The sequence below is a fragment of the Arthrobacter sp. UYP4 genome, assembly GCF_057291175.1.
The window spans coordinates 305,006-322,971 of sequence record NZ_JBXAVU010000001.1 but is presented as its reverse complement, the minus strand read 5'-3'; the positions used below and the strand labels follow the sequence as shown (position 1 = coordinate 322,971).

The 17,966-nt window shown below is 69.1% G+C and carries 14 protein-coding genes; 10 read left to right on the top strand and 4 right to left on the bottom strand.

Going from position 1 to position 17,966, the window contains the following annotated elements; genetic code table 11:
* Nucleotides 1-46: 46 nt before the first annotated feature.
* Entirely contained in the window at nt 47-1,024 is a 978-nt protein-coding gene (coaE, locus tag AC0Z9V_RS01450; RefSeq protein WP_485140499.1) for a dephospho-CoA kinase, read from the bottom strand.
* A 119-nt stretch (nt 1,025-1,143) separates the two neighbouring features.
* On the opposite strand from coaE, the gene AC0Z9V_RS01445 reads away from it, so the two are divergent.
* Entirely contained in the window at nt 1,144-2,808 is a 1,665-nt protein-coding gene (locus AC0Z9V_RS01445) for a RecQ family ATP-dependent DNA helicase (RefSeq protein ID WP_485140498.1), read from the top strand.
* Between the two features lie 71 nt (nt 2,809-2,879).
* Here the strand turns inward: AC0Z9V_RS01445 and AC0Z9V_RS01440 are convergent, their stop codons facing one another.
* A complete protein-coding gene (locus AC0Z9V_RS01440; RefSeq protein WP_485140497.1) occupies nt 2,880-3,218 on the bottom strand; it encodes a DUF8129 domain-containing protein in 339 nt (112 codons plus the stop codon).
* Nucleotides 3,219-3,458: 240 nt separating this feature from the next.
* On the opposite strand from AC0Z9V_RS01440, the gene AC0Z9V_RS01435 reads away from it, so the two are divergent.
* From AC0Z9V_RS01435 to AC0Z9V_RS01425, 3 genes are read left to right on the top strand one after another with little or no spacing between them, the layout of a single operon-like run.
* The gene (locus AC0Z9V_RS01435; RefSeq protein WP_133081858.1) at nt 3,459-4,160 is read left to right on the top strand and encodes a GAF domain-containing protein; all 702 of its coding nucleotides are present in this window, start codon (nt 3,459-3,461) and stop codon (nt 4,158-4,160) included.
* A 10-nt stretch (nt 4,161-4,170) separates the two neighbouring features.
* Nucleotides 4,171-4,584 (top strand): hypothetical protein, encoded by a 414-nt coding sequence (locus tag AC0Z9V_RS01430; RefSeq protein ID WP_347876227.1) that lies wholly within the window; start codon nt 4,171-4,173, stop codon nt 4,582-4,584.
* A 20-nt stretch (nt 4,585-4,604) separates the two neighbouring features.
* Nucleotides 4,605-5,753, top strand: a complete 1,149-nt coding sequence (locus AC0Z9V_RS01425) for a class I SAM-dependent methyltransferase (protein ID WP_485140496.1) — start codon at nt 4,605-4,607, stop codon at nt 5,751-5,753.
* 143 nt (nt 5,754-5,896) lie between these two features.
* On the opposite strand, the gene rpsA is transcribed toward AC0Z9V_RS01425, so the two are convergent.
* The gene (rpsA, locus tag AC0Z9V_RS01420) at nt 5,897-7,369 is read right to left on the bottom strand and encodes a 30S ribosomal protein S1 (protein WP_133081856.1); all 1,473 of its coding nucleotides are present in this window, start codon (nt 7,367-7,369) and stop codon (nt 5,897-5,899) included.
* Nucleotides 7,370-7,748: 379 nt separating this feature from the next.
* Between rpsA and AC0Z9V_RS01415 the strand changes: the two genes are divergently transcribed.
* From AC0Z9V_RS01415 to AC0Z9V_RS01395, 5 genes are all read left to right on the top strand, one after another.
* Nucleotides 7,749-9,305, top strand: a complete 1,557-nt coding sequence (locus AC0Z9V_RS01415) for an ABC transporter substrate-binding protein (RefSeq protein WP_485140495.1) — start codon at nt 7,749-7,751, stop codon at nt 9,303-9,305.
* A gap of 22 nt (nt 9,306-9,327) precedes the next feature.
* Complete coding sequence (locus tag AC0Z9V_RS01410; protein WP_485140494.1) at nt 9,328-10,269, top strand: ABC transporter permease; 942 nt, start codon at nt 9,328-9,330, stop codon at nt 10,267-10,269.
* Nucleotides 10,262-11,092: an ABC transporter permease gene (locus AC0Z9V_RS01405; protein ID WP_485140493.1), complete on the top strand. Its 831-nt coding sequence runs from the start codon at nt 10,262-10,264 to the stop codon at nt 11,090-11,092. Before AC0Z9V_RS01410 ends, AC0Z9V_RS01405 begins: the two co-directional genes overlap by 8 nt.
* On the top strand, nt 11,089-12,732 hold the full coding sequence (locus AC0Z9V_RS01400; protein ID WP_485140492.1) for an ATP-binding cassette domain-containing protein: 1,644 nt from the start codon (nt 11,089-11,091) through the stop codon (nt 12,730-12,732). Before AC0Z9V_RS01405 ends, AC0Z9V_RS01400 begins: the two co-directional genes overlap by 4 nt.
* A gap of 87 nt (nt 12,733-12,819) precedes the next feature.
* Entirely contained in the window at nt 12,820-14,052 is a 1,233-nt protein-coding gene (locus AC0Z9V_RS01395; RefSeq protein ID WP_485140491.1) for an MFS transporter, read from the top strand.
* Between the two features lie 113 nt (nt 14,053-14,165).
* On the opposite strand, the gene AC0Z9V_RS01390 is transcribed toward AC0Z9V_RS01395, so the two are convergent.
* Nucleotides 14,166-15,467, bottom strand: a complete 1,302-nt coding sequence (locus AC0Z9V_RS01390) for a GNAT family N-acetyltransferase (protein ID WP_485140490.1) — start codon at nt 15,465-15,467, stop codon at nt 14,166-14,168.
* 261 nt (nt 15,468-15,728) lie between these two features.
* Here AC0Z9V_RS01390 and AC0Z9V_RS01385 point away from each other — a divergent pair, with 261 nt between their 5' ends.
* Nucleotides 15,729-17,927 carry an HNH endonuclease signature motif containing protein gene (locus AC0Z9V_RS01385; RefSeq protein WP_485140489.1) on the top strand — a complete coding sequence of 733 codons (2,199 nt, stop codon included), beginning with the start codon at nt 15,729-15,731 and terminating at the stop codon, nt 17,925-17,927.
* The last annotated feature ends 39 nt before the right edge of the window (nt 17,928-17,966 follow it).

Below are 17,966 nucleotides of genomic sequence, written 5' to 3'. Positions count from 1 at the left end.
TCGGATCTGCTCGCGGCTGAACCCCGCCGACGGCTGGGCCGGAGGCTCAGGCGGAAGCGGGAGGAGCGGTCACGACCACCGTGACGTCGGTGGCCGGATCGGCCCAGCGGTGTGTCGCGAACGGACCGCCCGCGCCCGGCGGGGCAGCCGCTCCGACTCGCGGGAAGCCGGCGGCGGCGATGGCGCCCGAGAGGGCGTCGAACTCCTCCCCCGCCCCTGGCAGCACGGACACGGCGGCGGCGGAGACGTCGTCGGGCGGGTGGCGGGCAGCGCCACGGCGGGATTCCACGATCGAGGCGGCGGACGAGGCCGGGAGCGCGGCCCGGAGCTTCGCCGCGATCCGGCGGCCGAGGCCGCTCGTGCCGGGCAGCCCCGCTTCCGCGGGCTGGACGTTCGCTCCGGGCTCATGTCCGCCGACGTCCAGGGTGTTCCGGAAGGGCAGGATGCGCTGGTGCCACAGGGTATCCGTGGCCGCGAGGAGGTCGGCGAGCCCGCGGTCGTTGGCCAGGACGGCGTCCGCCTCGCGGAGCCGGTCCGCGCGCGACACCTGCGCTGCCATGCGCTGTTCCGCGTCCTCGCGCCGCATGCCCCGCTGATCGACCATCCGCTGGAGGCGGAGCTCGTCCGGGGCGTCGACGACGACGACGAGGTGGAAGCGGGACGCCTGCCCCGTCTCCACGAGGAGCGGGATGTCCTCGACCACGACGGCACCGGCCGGCGCTCCGTCGATCAGCCTCGCCGCCCCCGCACGTACCCGCGGATGCACGATGGCATTGAGGCGTTCGCGCGCGCCGTCGTCGGCGAACACGAGGCGGCCCAGGGCGGGCCGGTCCAGTGCACCGTCGGGCGTCAGCAACCCCGTCCCGAAGGCGGCCACGATCTCGGCGAGGCCTTCGGAACCGGGTTCCACGGCAGCACGGGCGAGGAGGTCGGCGTCGACGACCACGGCGCCGAGCTCCGCGAAGCGGCGGGCCACCACGGATTTCCCCGCGGCGATGCCCCCTGTCAGTCCGATGCGCAGCATGAGGCAAGACTAGTCGTGCCTCTCCGCCCAGCTGTCAAGAAGCAGCGGCGCACGCTTCCGGGGCGGAAGTGTCAGTGCCCCGAAATACGCTAAGGGGACTTACCTTTTCGAGGAGGACCGTGACCGTCACCCTGCAGGATCTCAAGGAAACCGCTGCTTCCACCTTCGGCTGGGACCTTCGCCCCGGCCAGAAGCGGGCCATGGAGGCGGTGCTCGATGGGCACAGCATTCTCTGCGTGATGCCGACAGGGAGCGGCAAATCGGCCATCTACCAGGTTCCGGCGCTCGCGATGCCGGGCGTCGCCGTCGTGGTCTCCCCCCTGATCGCACTGCAGCACGACCAGGCGGACGCGATCAACGAGAGCGCCGGCGCCACCCGCGCCCACGTGATCAACTCGGGGAGAAAGAAGAGCGAGATCGAGGCGGCCTGGGCGGCAGCGGCGGACGACGACGAGTCCTCGCGGGCGAAGTTCCTCTTCCTCGCACCGGAGCAGGTCGCACGCGACGAGGTGGCCGCCCGACTGCGCTCGCTCGACGTCTCCCTCGTCGTCGTCGACGAGGCGCACTGCGTCTCGTCCTGGGGCCACGACTTCCGGCCCGACTATCTTCAACTCGGCCACCTCGTCCGGGACCTCGGTGTTCCCGTCGTCGCCCTGACCGCGACCGCCTCCCACCCCGTGCAGAGGGAGATCGTGGACAGGCTGCACCTGAAGGATCCGGTCGTCCTGGCGGAGGGGTTCGACCGCCCGAACCTCTTCCTCGACGTCGTGCACCACGTCGAGGGAGACGCCAAGCAGCGGGCCGTCCGCGATCAGGTCCTCGGGCTCGAGGGTCCGGGGCTCGTGTACGTCGCGACGAAGAAGGCCGCCGACAGGCTCTCCTCCGAGCTGCAGGAGCGAGGGCGGCGTGCGGACGTCTACCACGCCGGGCGGGTGAAGAAGGAGCGCGAAGCGGTGCACGAGGGATTCCTCGACGGGTCCGTCGACATCGTGGTGGCGACGACGGCCTTCGGGATGGGCATCGACAAACCCGACGTGCGCTTCGTCGTCCATGCGGACGTCTCGGATTCCCTGGACAGCTACTACCAGGAGATCGGCCGCGGCGGACGCGACGGACTCGACGCGCAGGCGACCCTGCACTACCGCCCGGAGGACCTGTCCCTGCGACGTTTCTTCGCCGCGAAGTCCGTCAACCGGAAGCAACTCCGGGAATTGTTCCTGCTCCTCGCCGCGCAGGAGAAGCCGGTGAAGATGAAGAAACTCAAAGAGCTGTCGGACCTGTCCCCCCGGAAACTCAGCGGGCTCCTCAACCTGCTCGAAGGGTCCGAAAGCATTCGGGACGGCGTCAAGGGCTATCGCGCCAGGAGGGTGCCCGCCGACGACGCCGTCAGGAGGGCCGTCGAGTATGCGGAGAACCGTGAGCGGATCGACGAGTCCCGCATCGAGATGGCCCGTCGCTATGCCGAGACGAAGGGGTGCCGCCGCCAGTTCCTGCTCTCCTATTTCGGGGAGGAACTCCCCGGGCCGTGCGGCAACTGCGGCAACTGCGCCCGGGAGGATCTCACGGCGGATCCGGCGTCCACCGGGGAGAAGCCGATGCCCGACGTGGACGTGCCGTTCGACGTCGACACTGACGTGGAGCATCCCGAATGGGGTCACGGGACGGTGATGGGTTACGAGGAGGGCATCATCACGGTGCTCTTCGACTCGGTGGGCTACAAGACCCTGTCGGTAGGGCTCGTGGAGGAGAAGGGCCTGCTGACCGCCGGACCGGCCGCCGGATGACGCGGACGGTCCGGCGGCAGCAGCACAGCCGCCGGCTGTGCAGGGCGGTGGAGCGCCCCGCAGGGCTGCGACTAGCGGGGCTGGGCGGGGTTCGTCGGATCGCCCTGTGAGGGCGGGTTGATCGGCGGGCCGGACGTCGCCGGACTGACCGGCGATCCGCCCGCCGTGCTGCTCACCTCGGGTGTCGAGGTGCCCGCTCCTTCGGACAGTTCGGCACCGCCCTGCACCGCCTCCAGGCGCTGCTGCAGGACGAGTTTCACGGGAAGGCGGTTCCCGTGCGCCTCCTCGTAGTCGATCAGCGCGCGCAGGCCTCCCTCGTCGAGGCCCGTGATGCGCGTGGGCAGGGTGCCGAGCGGGATGTGGTCGTAGTCGGGCAACGGTAGTGCGTCATGGCCTGATGATCCGGTCACGTCAACTCCTAGGCTCATTGGGAAGCATGCTTAGTAAAGCCACCCTAGGCACGGGAGCGACCGACGGGCAAGCAGCTCTTGGGTGCGCCGGAGCAGTGGCAGGACGCCGCCGGTCGTCCTCCCTACACCCTCCGCGGGCCAATGGAACAGCGCATGGAGACCGGGCCGCCGTGTGTATCCTGATACTTTGTATCCGATCCGAACGACTGTGGTGCCGAGGCTGGAACTGTGACTTCTCCGATGGAAGAGCTGACTGTGGTCTTCGCCAGACTCAAGGGCCTCCTGCTCACCGAAGGCAAGGCCGGACGAGCGGTCGAGGACCTTGCCGAGGCCGTGAAGAAGTCGATCCCGGGTTCGCTCGGTGCGGGTGTGTCCCTGATGGACGACCAGGGCCGCAAGCGCAGCACCGGCTACACCGACGACGTGGTGGCCGCCGCCGATGCCCTGCAGTACGAACTGGGCCAGGGCCCCTGCCTGACGGCGTGGGCCGCGGAGACGACCGTGCAGATCGACGACGTCGTATCCGATGACCGATGGCCGCTCTGGCGGAAGGCGGTCGCGGACCTCCCGTTGCGTTCGACCCTCAGCACCGCCCTCGTGCACGACGGCAGGAGCATCGGCGCCCTCAAGGTCTATTCACCCCTCCCGTCCGCCTTCTCGGTCCAGGACCGCAAGCAGCTGGCCCTCCTCGCCTCCCCGGTGGCCACGCTGCTGGGCAGCGCCCAACCGGACAGCGCACCCGCGGCAGCGAGCAGGGCGCTGCAGGCCGCGCTCGGCACCCGGGATCTCATCCACACCGCCCGGGGCATCCTGATGGAACGGCACGGACTGGACGCCGACTCGGCTCTGCGCCGCATGCTGTCGGAAGCATCGACCACGAAGGCGGACCTGCGGGCCGTAGCCCTCTCCGTCATCGACGGCACCGCCGGTAGCTCGCACTAAGGCGTAGCCCGTGGAGAACCATCCAGATCACGAATATCAGCGGATCCACCTCCTCCGGGCGATCCGCCATGCGCAGATCGAGGCCAGTGAGCTGTGGCTGCACTACTTCGGCCTGGGCGGAGACGCCGGCGAGTACGAGGTCGAGGCCTACCTCCACGGCTCCTTCACCCTGCCCCCGCTTCAGCGGGACCTCCTCGCCCACGCGGCCAACGAACTGATCGACCGCCTCCCTCCACCGCCCCGTGCCCCCTACAGCACCGATCCTGCCGAGGACGGGGAGCAGCCCGACGGAGACGCTCCCCTGCAGGCGGGCGGGGGTGGCCATGAGGGAACGGCTCTCGACTGGCTCTTCAAGCCGAGGGCCGGCACGGAACCGGAGGCGGACAGCAACGACTCCGACTCCGGTTCTGCCACCGAACCCTGAGCGCACCTAGGATGGTGCGGGTGACTCCGTTCAGCCCCGACCGCCTGCGCCGCCGCCCCGACATCGAGTCCGCGGAGCTGGTCGCCGTCGACGCGGCGGACCGTCTGCTGCTCGACACCGCTGCGGACCGTCTCGCGCTCGGGGGCGGCGTCGCGACGATCAACGACTCCTACGGGGCCCTCACCCTGGGTGCTGTCGGACTGTCGGGCGGAACGCCGATCCGGGTGTTCCAGGACGGCGTGGTCCACGAGCGGGCACTCGCCCTGAACGCCGCCGACGCCGGCATGGCGGACACCTACCGGCCCTGCCCCCTGGACGGCTCGCTGCTCGACGGCGTCGCGACCGTCCTCCTGCGCCTCCCGCGATCGCTCGACGAACTCGACGAGATCGCCTGGACCATCGCCACGCACGGAGCACCGGACGTACAGGTGATCGCCGGAGGCAGGCTCAAACACATGTCCGTCTCCATGAATGCCGTGCTCGGCCGGTACTTCGGGGACGTCACGGCCGGCCTGGCCCGCCAGAAGTCGCGTGTCCTCCGGGCAGCGGAGCCCCGCCCCACGTCCACGTCCACTTTCCCCCGGGCTGCGAGGTTCGACGTCGGCCTCGACCGTCCACTGGAACTGCGCGCCTACGGCGCGACCTTCGGTGGAGCCGCGCTGGACCCGGGGACCCAGCTCCTACTCCCCCACCTGCGCGGTCTGGCCGACGCCCTGCCGGAGGATCTCCACGCCGGGAAGGTCATCGATCTGGGCTGCGGGAACGGCGCCATCTCGGCCTACCTCGCCCTGACCCACCCGGACCTCGTGGTGCACGCCACGGACCAGTCGGCCTCGGCGACTGCCTCGACGGCCGCAACCGCGGCGGCCAACGGTGTGGCCGACCGGGTCGGGGTGAGCAGGGACGACGCGCTGTCCGCCCTGCCCGACGCCTCGGCGGGCGTGATCGTCCTCAACCCGCCGTTCCATACCGGCAGTACGGTGCATACCGGCGTCGCCCATCGCCTTTTCGACGCCTGCGCCCGTGTCCTGGTCCCGGGGGGCGAGCTGTGGACCGTGTGGAACAGCCATCTCCGCTACCGCCCCGTCCTCGAACGGACCGTCGGCCCGACCCGGCAACTCGACCGCTCCCCCCGCTTCACGGTCACCCGGTCGACGCGGAGGGCATGACCGGTCACCGGCGTGCGGATCTCCCGCGGCTGTCCACCGTCCCGCAACCTCCTGGCCGCCGCGGATGGGGGTGGCATGGGATGAAGGAAGGCCCCCGTCCGGTGGACGGGGGCCTTCCTCGGTCTCAGCTGTAGCGCGGCAGCTTACGCTCCGGTCAGCTTCTCACGCAGTGCTGCGAGTGCCTCGTCGGAGGCGAGCGTGCCGGATCCGGTGTCGGCGGCGACGGGCTCCGAGGAGTAGCTCGTCGCGTTCGACTCGACAGGCTCGTTCGCTGCAGCGGCGTCGTCGGACGCGTGCTGGACGACCTGCTTCTTGTGGGCCTCCCAGCGTGACTGGGCCTCCGCGTACTGGGCCTCCCAGGCCGCACGCTGCGTCTCGTAGCCCTCGAGCCATTCGTTCGACTCGGGGTCGAAGCCCTCGGGGTACTTGTAGTTGCCCTCTTCGTCGTACTCGGCGGCCATACCGTAGAGCGCCGGATCGAACTCGGTGCTGTCGGCGTCGACGCCCTCGTTGGCCTGCTTGAGGCTGAGGGAGATCCGGCGACGCTCGAGGTCGATGTCGATGACCTTGACGAAGAGCTCGTCGCCGACAGAGACGACCTGCTCGGCCAGTTCGACGTGGCGGACTGCGAGCTCCGAGATGTGTACGAGGCCTTCGATGCCGTCCTCGACGCGAACGAACGCACCGAAGGGAACGAGCTTGGTGACCTTGCCGGGAACGACCTGGCCCAGCGCGTGCGTACGGGCGAAGGTCTGCCAGGGATCTTCCTGCGTGGCCTTCAGCGAGAGTGAGACACGCTCGCGGTCCAGGTCGACCTCGAGGACCTCGACGGTGACTTCCTGGCCGACCTCGACAACCTCGGACGGGTGATCGATGTGCTTCCAGGAGAGCTCGGAGACGTGGACGAGACCGTCGACGCCGCCGAGGTCCACGAACGCACCGAAGTTGACGATCGAGGAGACGACGCCCGGACGGACCTGGCCCTTCTCGAGCTTGTTGAGGAACGTGGAACGGACCTCGGACTGGGTCTGCTCGAGCCAGGCACGACGCGACAGCACGACGTTGTTGCGGTTCTTATCGAGCTCGATGATCTTCGCTTCGATCTGCTGGCCGATGTACGGAGCCAGGTCGCGGACGCGACGCATCTCGACGAGGGACGCGGGCAGGAAGCCGCGCAGGCCGATGTCCAGGATGAGGCCACCCTTGACGACCTCGATGACGGTACCGGTGACGACGCCGTCTTCTTCCTTGACCTTCTCGATGTCGCCCCAGGCACGCTCGTACTGAGCGCGCTTCTTGGAGAGGATCAGGCGGCCTTCTTTGTCTTCCTTGGTGAGAACCAGAGCCTCGACCTGATCGCCCACGGAGACGACGTCCCCGGGATCGACGTCGTGCTTGATGGAAAGCTCGCGGGAAGGAATGACACCCTCGGTCTTGTAACCGATGTCGAGCAGGACCTCGTCGCGGTCGACCTTGACGACCGTACCCTCGACGAGATCTCCGTCGTTGAAGTACTTGATGGTGGCGTCGATCGCTGCGAGGAAGTCCTCAGCGGTGCCGATGTCGTTGATGGCGACGACGGGGGCACCTTGCTTCTCGGTGGTGGTGATGGTCATGTAGTTGGGGCTCCGTTGTGGATGTTTACTTGCTCCGGTCAGGACGGACACCGCGATTCCAGCTGGGCCGGGCGCGGGTTCCGATGTCCGGATGTGGACGAAATGGAAAGAACCTCGGAAGGTTCAGGAGAGGTAGCGCGCCGAATGGCCTCCGGCTCGCACCGGAAACCACGAGAGCGCACCACGCGCCTGTCCAGTCTAGCTTCGGGGTCCAACAGCGTCAAAGCAATGCGGTCGGGTCGGGGGTCTCCACCGATCGTCTGCGACCTCTTCAGTGCGAGGCGGAATACCTCGAGTTTCTATCGACCTCAGGTAAGGCTAACCTAAAGAGTCCCCGCTTCACTTCCTGCCTCCGGGCAGCCCTTCAAGGTGGTCACCCGTGCGTTCGTCCTTCCCGTCCCGTGTCCTCGTGGCCGCGGTGGCCGCCCTCTTCCTCACCGGCTGCGGATTCAGTGGCGGTTCGGATCCCTCCGATGGCAGCACCGCAGCGGCCGACACGAGCCAGCGCATCGTGGTCGACAACTTCCGGGCGCCGGTGGCCGACTGGGCGCTGGAATCCGATGCCGCCTACATCCTGTCGCTGTCCGGGTGCCTTGAGACGCTCACCCGGTACGACCAGCAGGAAGGGAAGGTCCAGCCCTTCCTCGCCACCGAGTGGAAGCAGGCTTCCCCCCTGGAGTGGGACTTCACCCTGCGCCAGGGAGTCTCCTTCCAGGACGGCACGGAACTGACCGCGGAGTCCGTGGTATCCGCGCTGAACCACGTCCTGGACGCCGATGTTCCGGCGCGGGCCTTCAACCGGACGGTGATCAGCTCCGTCAGCGCCGTCGACGCCGATACCGTCCGGGTGAGCACCCCGGAGGAGAATCCCCTGGTGCCGTACCGCCTGGCGAGCGTGAATACCGGCATCCTGGCTCCCGCGGCCTACGGGGACGGCCAGGTGGATCCGTTCGGGCACTGCACCGGCCCCTTCACGCCGGTGTCCGAGCAGCCCAAGCAGTCCCTGACGCTCGACCGCAACGAGACGTACTGGGGCGGGGACGTGCAGCTCGCCGGAGCGGAGATCCGCTTCATCACGAACGGTGCCACGCGGGCGGCACAGATCCAGACCGGGGAGGCGGACATCTCCCTGTCGATCCCCGTGTCCAGCCTGGCGACCCTGGAGGGCGCGCCCGGAGTCACCGTCCTCGAGGCGGACTCGCCGCGCACGGCGACGCTCTACCTGAACAACGGGCGCGCGCCGCTCGATGATGTGGACGTGCGCAGGGCGATACGGAAGAGCCTGGACCTGGACGCGCTCGCGGCCAGCGTGTACGAGGGTGCAGCCCTTCCGGCCACCGGTCCCTTCGCCTCCTCCGAGCCGTGGGCGGACGGCGTGGGCGAGGACCAGGAGCAGGACCTGGACGGGGCCCGCGATCTGCTCGCCGCCGCCGGTTACACCGCTGACCGACCCCTGGAGATCATCGCCATCGTGGAACGTGCGGAGTTCAGCGACGTCGCAGCCGTGATCCAGGAGAACCTGAAGAACATCGGCATACCGGTGACCATCGAGGCCAAGGAGTACGCAGCGGCGGAACCGGACGTCCTGGCCGGCGACTACGACATGCTGCTGAGCCAGCGCAACCGACTGATCGACATCGCCGATCCCATCGGCTTCCTCACGGCGGACTACACCTGCGAGGGCACGTACAACCTGAGCCATTTCTGCAGTGCGGAGTACGACGGCGTCATCGCCGAGGCGGCAGCGACCGTGGACCAGACCGAGCGCTACGCGTTGTACGCCGAGGCCGGCCGTATCCTCCAGGACGAGGCCGTCAACGCCTGGCTCGTGAACGAACAGGCCACCGACGCTGTCCGCTCCAACGTCCTCTCCTACTTCCAGGACCCGCTCTCCCGCTATGTCCTGACGGCGAAGACCGCCAAGACCGCACCCTAGCCCTCCAGCAGACAGCCCCTCCATGCTGCACTTCATCACCAAACGCATGGCCACCCTGGTGGCCGCCGTCGCGGTGTCCTCCTTCGCGGTGTTCCTCATCCCCTACCTCACCCCGGGGGACCCCGTGCGGAAGATCATCCGGTCACGGGTGGCCGGGGACGCGGTGGACGAGGCCACCGTCCAGGGCCTGGCCGAGAGCCTGGGCCTGAATGACCCCCTTCCTGCCCAGTACCTGCGGTGGGTGGGCGACGTCGCCGGCGGCAACATGGGGCTGTCCTATGTCAGCAGGACCCCGGTGGCGGAGCAGGTGCTGCCGGCACTGGCCGTCACCCTCAGCCTGGTGGTCCTGTCGCTCGGACTGGCGGTCTCGCTCGCCCTCCCGCTGGGCATCGTCTCCGGGCTCCGGCCGGGAAGTGCGGCGGACAAGGCCATCACCACTGTCACGCAGGCCCTCATCGCCATGCCCGAGTACTGGGTGGCGCCCGTGCTGGTCCTGGTCTTCGCCCTCGAACTGTCCGTGCTGCCCACCGCCGGCTGGAACGACCTGTCGTCCGCCGTGCTTCCCGCAGTGACACTGGCCCTGCGCCCCATCAGCTTCTTCACCTCGGCCGTCCGGGCAGGCATCATCGACAGCGCCGCGGCGGACCATGTCCTGGCCTCGCGTGCCCGGGGCCTGAGCCGGGCCCAGTCCGTGGTCCGCCATATCATCCCGAACGGGCTGGTCCCCCTGTCCACGCTCTTCGCCGTGTGGTTCGCGGGGCTCCTGGGTGGCTCCGTCATCGTGGAGGTCATCTTCGCCGTCCCGGGAATGGGTCGGCTCCTCTTCGATGCCGTCGTCAACGGCGATATCCCGCTCGCGCAGGGCGGAGTGGTGGTGGTCGTGGTCCTCGCGGTCGGCGTCACCACAGCGGCCGACCTCGTCCACCGGTTCCTGACCCCGGCGCTGGGAGCCTCCCTTGCGTAGCCGGATCACCGGAACGACGGTCGCCGCGTACGTACTCGTCCTCATCGTCCTCGTCGTCCTCTTCGCGCCGTGGCTCGCGCCCTATCCGCCCGCGGAGCAGAATCTGACCGAGCGCCTCGCTCCTCCGTCCGCCGGGCACTGGCTGGGCACCGACAACCTGGGCCGGGACACCCTGAGCCGCATCCTCGACGGCGGCCGCTTCTCCATGTCGGTGGCGGCGCTCGCCACCGTGTCGACCTGCCTGCTGGGGGTGGCCATCGGCGTCCTGAGTGCGCGGCGCCGGGGCTGGGTGGACGAGTTCCTGACCCGGACGAACGACGTCCTGCTCGCACTGCCGGAGATGGTGGTGGCGCTGTTCGTCGTGGCGGCGCTCGGGACGGGGTTCGGGCCGTTGCTGCTCGCCCTGACCGTCACGGGATGGACGCCCTTCGCACGGCTGGCACGAGCCCTCGCCTACGACGTCTCCGCCCGTGGCTTCGTCGAGGCAGCGCGCGTGGTGGGCTGCCGGTCGTCGTTCATCGTCCTCCGGCATGTCCTGCCGCACCTGGCAGCTCCCATCCTCGGTCAGGCGGCGCTGCGGTTCGGGCACCTGCTGATCAGTGTGGGAGCCCTGTCCTACCTCGGCCTGGGGGTGCAGCCCCCACAGGCCGACTGGGGGTCCATGATCGCTTCCGCCCAGCCCTTCGCGGACCGCGCTCCGATGGGGATCCTCGCCCCCGGCCTGGTCATCTTCACCGTGGCGCTCTGTGTGACCCTGCTGGGCCAGCGTGCGGCGCGCAGAACGGCACCTCCCCTGCTCCTTCCCGCCCGGGCCGACTCGTGACGGCGGGCCTGGTCCTGGACGGTCTCGACGTCCGCACCGACTCCTCCGGGAGCCGGGGTGCGCCACTGCTCGACGGCGTCTCCCTCTCGGTCGGTCCCGGTGAGTTCGTGGCGCTGGTCGGTGGGTCCGGCTCGGGGAAGACGCTCACCGCGATGTCCTGCCTGCGCCTGCTGCCGCCTCGGCTCGCCATCACCGGCGGGTCCATCCGGCTCGGTGACCTCGACCTGACCCGAGCCGCCGAGCAGGAACTGAACGGTGTGCGCGGCGGCAGGCTGGGGATGCTGTTCCAGCAACCCGGGCGCATGTTCAATCCGAACCGGACCGTCGGACACCACCTCAGGGAACCGTTGCGCCTGCATGCGGGCCTCCGGGGAGTAGGAGCGCGCAGCAGGGCCCTCGAGCTGCTCGCCGAGGTCGGGTTCCCGGATCCGGCCCGGGGCCTCAAGGCCTATCCGCACCAGCTCTCGGGCGGGATGGCCCAGCGCGCCATGACGGCCGTGGCGCTGGCGGGGCAACCGGAGATGCTCCTGGCCGACGAACCCACCTCCGCGCTGGACAAGGTCCTGGAACGGCAGATCCTCCAGTTGCTCGACCGGGAACGCCGGGAACGCGGACTGGGCATCCTGTACATCACCCACAACATCGCGTCCGTCGCCGCATACGCCGACCGCGTCCTGGTCATGAGTGCCGGATCCATCGTCGAGGAGGGCGCCACGGGCGAGCTGCTCGCCCGACCCCGGAACCCGTACACCCGGGAGCTGCTGACAGCCGCCCGCCTCGCGCCCGAGTCCCGACGCCGTCAGCCCTCCGCAGAACGCGAGATCCTGGTCCTTGACGGGGTGGGCAAGAGCTTTCCGGCACCCCGGGGAAAACGCCATACCGCCCTCGAGGACGTCTCCCTCTCACTCAGGCGCGGGGAGATTCTCGGGATCCTGGGCCAGTCGGGGTCGGGCAAGAGCACACTCGCGAAAGCCGTCGTGGGGCTCGAATCCGTCGATACCGGGTCCATCACCCGTTCTCCCGACGGCGCCGGTGGAGACCGGATCACCGCCGTGCAGCTCGTGTTCCAGGAGCCGCACAGCGCCTTCGACCCCCGCATGACCCTGCGGACCAGCCTCCGCGCACCGCTCCACGCACGCCGGGAACTGACGCCCAGGGAACGGGACGACCGGATCAGCGCTGCGATGGAGGAGGTGGACCTGGACGAGAGCCTGCTGGACCGGTACCCCGGCCAGTGCTCGGGCGGTCAGCTCCAGCGAGCCACCATCGCCCGGGCACTCCTCCTGGAGCCACGGATCCTGATCTGCGACGAGGCCACCTCGGCACTCGACGCGCTCTCGCAGCGCACCATCCTGAATCTGCTGCTCCGCCTGCAACGCGAGCACCACCTCTCCCTGGTCGTCATCTCCCATGACATGGACGTGGTGAGGTACATGTGCGACAGGGTCGCCGTCATCCTGCAGGGGCGGGTGGTCGAGGTGGCCAAGACCCGGGACTTCTTCGCCACGCCCCTGCACCCGCACAGCCGGACGCTCGTCGCCGCATCGATCCCCTGTCGCGCCGAAGGACTCTGGGCGGCTCTGCATGCTCCCGGGCTGGTCCGGGCGCCGGACGGAAAGGCATCCCGTGACGAGGCCTGACGCGCCGCTGCCGCGACCGGCTGCGCGCCCGACCCGTGCTCCGGATCACCCCGAGGTGACACGCTCCGCCTCCGGTGATCTCTCCCGATGATCACTGCTCCCTCGACGACCCAGGGCGGCGCATCGGTGCTCCTGTCCACCCAACTGGTCTTCAACATCGGCTTCTACGCCGTCGTCCCCTTCCTGGCGCTCGTCATGTCCGAGGACCTCGGGCTGGGTGCCGCCGCCATCGGCGTCGTCCTCGGTGTGAGGACCTTCGCCCAGCAGGGCCTGTTCCTGCTCGGAGGGGTGCTTGCCGACCGGTGGGGCCCTCGCCGCAGCATCCTGTCCGGTTGCGTGCTCCGGGCAGCGGGCTATTACGGATTGGCCGCGGCCGACAGCTTCTGGCCGTTCCTTCTGGGCGCCGTACTGACCGGCATGGGTGGCGCCCTCTTCTCGCCCGCCGTCGAGGGGCTCGTCGGCGCACTCGATCGAGCCCGCGCAGTGGACGGCAGCCGGCGCCGGAGTCTGTTCGCGTGGCTCGTCCTGTTCGGCGAAGTGGGCGCCGTCACCGGGCCCCTGGTCGGTACCGGCCTCCTGCCACTCGGCTTCCCGATCGTCGCCGGGTCCGCCGCCTGCCTCTTCCTCACGGTGGGAGTGGTCCTCTGGCTGATCATGCCGCGGGGGCTTCCGACGACGGCCCCCTCGCCCCGGGCAGCAGCCGGGGGCCATGACACCTGGGCCTGCCTGCGGGAGCGTCGCTTCCTCGCGTTCTGCGCGTTCTTCGGCATCAACCTCCTCGCGTACAACCAGCTGTACTTCACGCTCCCTCTCGAACTCCAGCAGAGCGGGGCGGGCGCCGGACTTCTGGGCATGCTGTTCACCATCGCCTCGATCCTGACGATCGCACTCCAACTACCGGCGTCGTCCGTGGCAGCGAGGATGGGGACGGTCGCGGCGCTACGGGCCGGGTTCTCGTGCATCGCCGTGGCCTTTCTGCTGATCACGCTGCTCGGTACCACCGGCATGCACCTCGTGCCCGGACTCCCGGCGGCCACTGGACCGGTGTGTCTCGTCGTCCTCCTCAGCCTCGGACGCATGCTCGTCGGGCCCGCCGGGCTGCAGCAGGTGCAAGGTTTCGCCGGGGCACGACCGCTGGGTGCCTACTACGGGCTCCTCGCCAGCTGCGGAGGCCTCGCCGTGGTCTGCGGCAACACGCTGATAGGTGCGCTCCGGGACACCGTGGGCAGCACCTCCGGTTGGGTGCTCCTGGTCCTCCTCAGCGGGGCTGCCGCTGTCTTCCTCCCCCGTTTCCTTCCCCTGCCGTCCACGGCGGCGTGACCTCCGACGGGCATCGGCTCACAACCCCTTCTTCCTGCACCCTCGGATCGGCCGTCGGCGGCGCGCTTCGCAGACACGCTCGGTCCGATCGGACGCTCCGCCTGTGTGCGGATCTAGAAATGCGTGATGCAGTACGGCTCCTCGGATCGTCCGAACAGCGTGTCGAGGAGCTCGACAGCGTCCTCGGCTGCAGCGTCGAGAGCGCCGGCCGCTGCGAGTGCTGAAGCCGACACTCCCCCGAGGTACAGCGAACCGAGCGCATTGATGGTGAGGGTGGCGTCGGGTGCCGCCGCGGCCTCGACGTGCTCCACCTGGGCGACGCCGTCCACGACGGTCAGGACGTAGGAGCCGCCGGCGAGCCCGAGCGCGTCCAGGACCTCCAGGACGATCGTGCCGCTCCCACGGAACGAGCGGCTGCCGAGCGCGGCCGGCACGTCGAGCAGGCGGACCCAGAGGACGTCCTCGGTCCCCTTCACGTCGTAGCAGCGCCGGTCCCGCAGCGCCCAGGGCAGCGGGTCGTCCCGCCGCGCTCCGTCCCAGGTGACGACCTGCACGAGGTCGAGCGATCCCAGGTACCGCCACAGTTCGAGGTAGGCAGAGGGCGTGGCTGCCACCAGATCCACGATCTTCATCGTGTAGGGCGTCGTGTCCCAGCCTGCGAAGCGGTAGGACACGTACCCTGCCGGCGTCCCCTCGGCGTCGTAGTGCACCGCCATCCGCACGTTGCGGTCCTCGACCGGCCGTTCCCTGCCCCACTCGCCCGAGGCGCGGCGCGGGTAGGCGTACTGCCGGTCCACGGAGCCGAAGGTCACGGCGTGGAAGCCTGCGAAGATCTGCTCGGCGAGGCGCACTGCGTGCTCCCGGGCCACCAGCGTCGTCGTACCGGTTCTCGGTGCCGTCACCTCGAACCGCTCGCGGACGTCCACCTCGACGGCCTGCGTGAACGTGGCGCAGCCGAATCCGAAGCGCCCGTAGATCGTCGCCTCCGACGCGGTCAGGATGGCCAGCGGGAGCCCCCGTTCCGCGGCCTCCCGAAGGTCCCTGGTCATCATGGAGCGCAGGATACCGTTACGCCGGTGGCTCGGCCGGACGGTGACAGCTGTGATCTGGTGGGCTTCGATCTGTCCCGCTCCGACGTTGAGCGGATGCACCATCGTGCCGTAGGTGGCCACCGGATGGTCCGCACCGAGGGCCTCGGCGGGCTGGGCACGATCGTGGACGCCCCACAGGACCCGCTGGTCCGCATGGTACGCCCCGAGGAATTTCGGGATGTCCTCCGGATCGAACGTGCCCTCGTGGAACCCGATCCCCTCCGCATCGAGCCACTTCGTGAAGCGGCCGTCCGCCGTGACGTCCTCGTCGGCGGCAGGGCTGAAGATCTCGGTGTGCAGGTCGGGTGCGGTGTTGTGGCTCACTCCACCACCCTAGCCGCGGCGGTCCGGCGTGGACCAGGGGCGCCGTCGGCGCCGACTTCAGGGGTGGCAGGACGACGCCCTCCGGCGGCGGGGCCGGGGCGCCTCTTAGCGCGCTCGCATCGGGAGGAGTACGACGACGGCGCCCCACCTCTGGTCTCGTGAGCGATCGCACCCCGATTCCATGAGAAATAGCGTCCTGTCGTTGTCCACATAGGCCGAGGAGCACGCTGAATAGTACGCGTGTTCGATAAAATTCAGGGTATGGCCATCGCCCCGCTCGAGTGTTCCGCGCAGACCCCGACTGCAGTGGGTCCGCTGAACTCGGCCTTCGCTGCGCTCACGGAGTGTGCCCGAGAGCTGGGCCGGCAAGGCCGTGTCCCGTCCCGGCCGGAGGCACTGCAGCTCATCATCGACATCGAACGTGTCTCGAGGGTCGTGGACCATCTGCAAGTCCTCGCCGCACGCCTCGCCCAGGAACACTACCGGGTCGACGAACCCGATCACGGCAGTACGTCCGGGAGTACGTCCGCACCCGGGTCGCTGCTGGCCCGGGCAGAACAGGCCATTCGCGCCGAGGCTCCGATTCCGGCCGCTTGCAGCACCACCTCCGCGGGTACCGCTTCCTCGAGCACCGCTTCGTGGGGTACCACGTCCTCGAGCACCGCTTCGTGGGGTACCGCGTCGTTGGGTGTCGGCAGCGCCACGGGATCCTTCTGGGGGTCGCGGGCGGGTGCAGCACCGGATGGATTCAGGGATTGCGCGGACTTCCTGCGCGGGACCTTGGGGATCAGCCGTGCCGAAGCCCGACGCCGGCTGGCCCTTGCGGACCTGGTGCTGTGCCGGATGTCGCCAACGGGTGCGGCGCTGCCTGCCCGGCTGGAGACCCTCAGTGCAGTGGTGGAGGCGGGCCTAGTTAGCGGTCGGGCCGCGACGATCGTGTCCCAGGCAGTACAACGGGTGCAGTCCTTCGCGACCCCGGAACAGCTTGAGTCGATGGAGGCCCACCTGACCCGGCAGGCGGTCGAGTCCGACGAGGACATCCTGCGGGTCGTGGCCCGCCGCTGGGAAGGAGTCCTCGATCAGGACGGGCAGGAACCCACCGACAAGGTGCTCCGGGCTCGCCAGGGCGTCTTCCTCAGGGGCCGCCGCCATGGCCTGCACGTCCTCGAGATCGGCGCCACCGACGAGCAGTTCGAACACCTCGCCACCGTCATGAACACCGCCACCAATCCGCGCATGCACGCCGACCGCGCCAGTACGGCCGGTGCCGCTGCCGACGGCCTCGGCCCTGCAGCCGAAGGCGCGGGTGAATCCGGCGCCTCCGGTGCTGCTGCCGAGAGCGAGCCAGGATCAGACATCGGCTACGGCGCATCCTCCGGAGCTGGCTCCGGTGCAGGCTCCGGTGCAGGCTCCGGCTGGGGTGGGGGATCAGATTCAGGCAGAAACACGGATTTGTACGGTGACCCGGAGGGAGCAACAAGGGCTCAGATGTTACTCGAAGGATTGGTCTCCGCGTGCAAGATCGCCCTGAGCACGACTGGTCTTCCCGCAACCGGCGGCCACCGACCTCAGGTGATGGTCACCATCGATTATCAGGACCTCATCGAACATACCCAGAACCTCACCCTGGACCTCCCCGGCAACCTCGCCAGGGGCCTCACCGGTCAGACGCAGCGGGCAGGGCAGCGGCCGGGTCACACGGTCTTCGCCGGCCAGGCCAGTGCCAGAACCATCCGGCGGATCGCCTGCGACGCAGACATCATCCCGATCATCCTCGGCGGTGCGGGTCAGGTCCTGGACCTCGGGAGAGCCCAACGCCTCTTCCCACCCCACCTGCGTCGAGCCCTGGTCGCCCGTGACAAGGGCTGTGCCTTCCCGGATTGCATCATCCCGGCGCCCTGGTGCGAAGCCCACCACATCGACCCCTGGTCCCGCGGCGGGAGAACGAGCATCGGCAACGGAGCGCTGCTGTGCGCACGACACCACCACCTCATCCACCAGGGCATGTGGAGGATAGAGCCCCGAAGCGGCATTCCCTGGTTCCACGCGCCCGGATACCCTGGCCGGGCAGGCGCTCTCCGGACCAACGCCTACTGGCACACCGGACGAATCGTTCGAGACGAACTACTGCACCACGAACAGCTGCACGACGAACCACACCACCAAGGACAACGGCCCCTCGAACCACTCCACGACATGACCGGGGACATCCCCGCCACCCTTGCCTGGAACAGGGCGGAGCAGACGAGGGCAGGCTGGAGCCAACCGGAACAGACGAGGCCTGGCTGGGACCGACCGGAACAGACGAGGCCTGGTTGGAACCGACCGGAACAGACTAGCTTTGGCCAAGACCGACCGGAGCAGACTACCCATGGCTGGAACAGACCGGAACAGACCACCCCTGGCTGCAACAGACTGGACCAGACCCACCCGGGCGGGAACAGAGAGGTACTGACCTGAACCGCTTTGGTCCGACCTGAACCGCCCGGATTGACCTGA

Excerpts from the sequence above, each read along its gene's own strand:
- coaE (WP_485140499.1), bottom strand. The coding sequence starts at position 1,024 with ATGCTGCGCATCGGACTGACAGGGGGCATCGCCGCGGGGAAATCCGTG.
- AC0Z9V_RS01435 (WP_133081858.1), top strand. The coding sequence starts at position 3,459 with ATGGAAGAGCTGACTGTGGTCTTCGCCAGACTCAAGGGCCTCCTGCTC.
- rpsA (WP_133081856.1), bottom strand. The coding sequence starts at position 7,369 with ATGACCATCACCACCACCGAGAAGCAAGGTGCCCCCGTCGTCGCCATC.
- AC0Z9V_RS01410 (WP_485140494.1), top strand. The coding sequence starts at position 9,328 with ATGCTGCACTTCATCACCAAACGCATGGCCACCCTGGTGGCCGCCGTC.
- AC0Z9V_RS01395 (WP_485140491.1), top strand. The coding sequence starts at position 12,820 with ATGATCACTGCTCCCTCGACGACCCAGGGCGGCGCATCGGTGCTCCTG.
- AC0Z9V_RS01385 (WP_485140489.1), top strand. The coding sequence starts at position 15,729 with ATGGCCATCGCCCCGCTCGAGTGTTCCGCGCAGACCCCGACTGCAGTG.